Here is a 3392-nt window from a genome sequence, read left to right on the forward strand (position 1 = left end):
CGCGCCCCTTTCTGGGGCTCCGCCCCAGACCCCGCTCCTCAAACGCCGGAGGGGCTGGATTTGCCGGCCGGGCGTGGATCTTTTCAGCCCGTCCGGCGTTTGAGGACGAGGCCCGTAGGGCCGACGGCGGGGGTCTGGGGGCGGAGCCCCCAGAAGGGGCGCGGGGAACTGCGCGGCCAGCCCCCACCGGCAGGCACCCGAACAACGACCCGGGGCGAGGGAAGATGGGCGTATGCGTGCTGCTCGGCTCATCAAGATGGTGTTGTTGCTCCAGTCCCGGGCCTCGATGACGGCCGCCGAGCTCGCGACCGAGCTGGAGGTGTCCGAGCGGACGGTCACGCGGGACGCGCAGGCGCTGTCGGAGGCGGGGGTCCCGGTGTACGCGGACCGGGGCCGGGCCGGCGGCTACCGGCTGATCGGCGGCTACCGAACCCGCCTGACGGGCCTCGGCCGCAGCGAGGCCGAGGCTCTGTTCCTCTCCGGCGTCCCGGGCGCCCTGCGCGAGATGGGCCTGGAGGACGCCGCCTCCGCCGCCCGGCTGAAAGTGTCGGCCGCTCTCGTGCCCTCCGTGCGCGACGCCTCCCGTACCGCCGCCCAACGCTTCCACCTGGACGCCCCGAACTGGTTCAAGGAGCCGAAGACCCCCGAACTCCTGCCCGCCGTCGCGGACGCGGTGTGGGACGACCGCCGGATCGTGGCCCGCTACCGACGCGGGGAGAACGAGGTCGAGCGGGAACTGGAGCCGTACGGACTCGTGTTGAAGGCGGGGGTCTGGTACCTGTGCGCCAGGGTCACGGGAGACGGCGGCGGACGCGGCGGTCACGGCAGTCACAGCAGTCATGGCTCGTATCGGGTTTATCGCATTGACCGATTCTCCGCCGTGGACCCCTCCGACGGCCGCCCCGAGCGGTTCGAGCGGGACGAGGAGTTCGATCTGCCGGGTTTCTGGGAGGAGCAGGCCGAGCAGTTCGCGCGGTCCCTGCTGCGGGCCGAGGTCGTGGTGCGGGTGTCACCGGACGGAGTGCGCCGGCTGCCGTACGCCGTCGATCCGCACTCCGCACGCGAGGCACTCCGCGCGGCGGACGCCCCGGACGAGGACGGCTGGGTGACGCTGACGCTCCCGGTGGAGTCCGAGGAGGTCGCCCACACCCAGCTCGCGGCACTCGGCCCGGAGGTCGAGGTGCTGGCGCCGCGGGAACTGCGGGAGCGTTTCACGAGGGACGCGATACGGCTGGCGGCGCTGTACGACTCGTGAGCGGCTCGTGGGCGGAACAGCCGTACGCCGATAACAATCCGCCACACTCCACGTGCGTCCCACCCCCGCAGGGCCGATGCTTGACCCGTGATGGACGAGACGGAGTTCTGGGAGCTGGTGGACGGCGCCCGCGAGGCGGCCGAGGGCGACCCCGAGGAGCAGGCCGACCAGCTCGTGGACCGGCTGCTCCAGCAGGACCCCGACGCGGTGCTGGACTTCGCCCGTCACTTCGAGGCCCGCTACAACCGCGCGTACACCTGGGATCTGTGGGGTGCCGCCTGGGTACTGCTGGACGGTGCCAGCGACGACGCGTTCGACTTCTTCCGGTGCTGGCTGATCGGCCAGGGCCGTGAGGTGTACGAGGGCGGTGTGCACGACCCCGACTCGCTCGCCGACCTGCTGGACGACTTCGACGAGGAGTTCGACGGCGACGCGGAGGAGCTCGGTTACGCGGCGGACGAGGCCTATGAACAGCTCACCGGCACCGTGGCCCCCGACCTCGGCATCCCGCCGGCACCCGCGGAACCGGAGGGCACACCGGTCGACTTCGAGAACGAACGGGCGCTGGCCGAGCGGTATCCCCGGCTGTGGGAGCGGTTCAAGGACTGAGGCTAAGGACTGAGGCTGGAGCTGGGGCGATGGATCCGGAGCCTCAGGCCGCGAGCCGTCTGCGGCCCGGGTCCGACGGGATGTAGGCCTGCGTCTGCTCGGCCTTGACGACCTGGTGCATCGGCGCCTTGTTGGCCTGGTCGAGCGCGGACGCCGTGACGGCGGCCGGCCCCAGGACGACGGTCGCGACCGCGCAGACGACGGTCCAGACACGCTTGCTGCTGTTACGGCTGCTCATGATCCCCACCTTCGGTCAGTGCGTGTGCATGACCATAGGGAGGCTGTCTCGGGGTGATCCTTGAGTCGGCTACGAGAAACCTGTGAGGCGAGGCGCGGGCCGGGAACGTTCACAACGTTCACACGCCGTCTCTTGACCCGTTCCGTGAGCTCCGGCTTAGGGTGGCCGCCCCCGACCAGGAGCACCCTGCCCATGACCAGCCTGTTCGTGCGGGAGATACCGCGCGCGGAGCACCTCGCCCGGCTGCGGCGGTATCCCGACGCGAGCCATCTCCAGATCCCCGAGTGGGGCGATGTGAAGCCCGACTGGCTGCCGGAGAGCGTCGGCTGGTTCGAGGACGGGGAACTGGTCGCGACGGCCCTCGTCCTGTACCGGCCGCTGCCCGGGACCAGGCGCTTCCTGGCCTACCTGCCCGACGGCCCCGCGATCGACTGGCGGACGCCGCGCCTGGAGCGCTGGCTGGACCCGCTGGTCGCCCACCTGAGGAAGATCGGGGCGTTCTCGGTCCGGATCGGCCCGCCCCTGGTCGTACGTCACTGGGACGCGGCGACGGTGGCCGCGGGCGTCGCCGACGCCGACGTACGTCATCTGCGCGATCTGCCGCCGGACGGCATCGACGGCTACGCGCTCGACGTCGCGGAGCGGCTGGGGCGGCTCGGGTGGCGGCGGTGCGAGGAGGACGACGGGAGCGGATTCGGGCTCGGTCAGCCGCGCTACGGCTGTGAGATCCCGTTGGCGGGGCGCTCGGTGGACGAGCTGCGCGGGGCCCTCGCGCCGCACTGGGAACAGTCCCTGCGTACGGCCGAGGCGGCGGGCGTCCGGGTCTCCTGGGGCTCGGCCGCCGACCTGCCCGAGTTCCACCGCCTCTACATCGCGACGGCCGCCCGCGACGGCTTCAAGGCCCGCCCACTGGACTACTTCCGTCGTATGTGGGCGGCCCTGAACGCCGAGGACGACGACCGGCTGCGGCTCTACGTCGCCGAGTACGACGGCGAGGTGCTGTCCGCGGCACTCATGATCAGCGTCGGCTCCCGCGTCTGGCACTCCTACGCCGCGTCCGGCCGCCGGGGTCGCGAACTGCGGCCCAGCAGCGCACTGCTGTGGCGGATGCTGGGCGACGCGAGGGCGGCGGGCGCGAAGACGTACGACCTGCGCTCCATCACCCCCGCCCTCACCGAGGACCGGCTGCGCGGCCGGCTCGTGTTCAAGACGGGGGCGGGCGGCCGGGCGGTGGAGTACCTCGGGGAGTGGGAGCTGCCGGTGGGGAGCCAGGGGAAGGTGCTGCAGCGG

Annotated in this window: 4 protein-coding genes; 3 read left to right on the forward strand and 1 reads right to left on the reverse strand. The window is 72.0% G+C overall.

Annotated elements, in window-relative coordinates; genetic code table 11:
• Positions 1-232 precede the first annotated feature (232 nt).
• Together L0P92_RS43190 and L0P92_RS43195 are read left to right on the forward strand one after the other, a co-directional pair.
• Positions 233-1255 (forward strand): helix-turn-helix transcriptional regulator, encoded by a 1023-nt coding sequence (locus tag L0P92_RS43190; RefSeq protein WP_234768608.1) that lies wholly within the window; start codon positions 233-235, stop codon positions 1253-1255.
• A gap of 90 nt (positions 1256-1345) precedes the next feature.
• Positions 1346-1864, forward strand: coding sequence for a DUF4240 domain-containing protein (locus L0P92_RS43195; protein WP_234768611.1), 519 nt, complete (start codon positions 1346-1348; stop codon positions 1862-1864).
• Positions 1865-1907: 43 nt separating this feature from the next.
• Here the strand turns inward: L0P92_RS43195 and L0P92_RS43200 are convergent, their stop codons facing one another.
• Positions 1908-2102: a hypothetical protein gene (locus L0P92_RS43200; RefSeq protein ID WP_234768609.1), complete on the reverse strand. Its 195-nt coding sequence runs from the start codon at positions 2100-2102 to the stop codon at positions 1908-1910.
• A 192-nt stretch (positions 2103-2294) separates the two neighbouring features.
• Between L0P92_RS43200 and L0P92_RS43205 the strand changes: the two genes are divergently transcribed.
• Positions 2295-3392, forward strand: a 1098-nt coding sequence (locus tag L0P92_RS43205; protein ID WP_234768610.1) for a lipid II:glycine glycyltransferase FemX, incomplete at its 3' end; no start/stop codon positions are given.

This window comes from Streptomyces muensis, assembly GCF_021474425.1.
In the GTDB taxonomy this organism is placed as follows: domain Bacteria; phylum Actinomycetota; class Actinomycetes; order Streptomycetales; family Streptomycetaceae; genus Streptomyces; species Streptomyces muensis.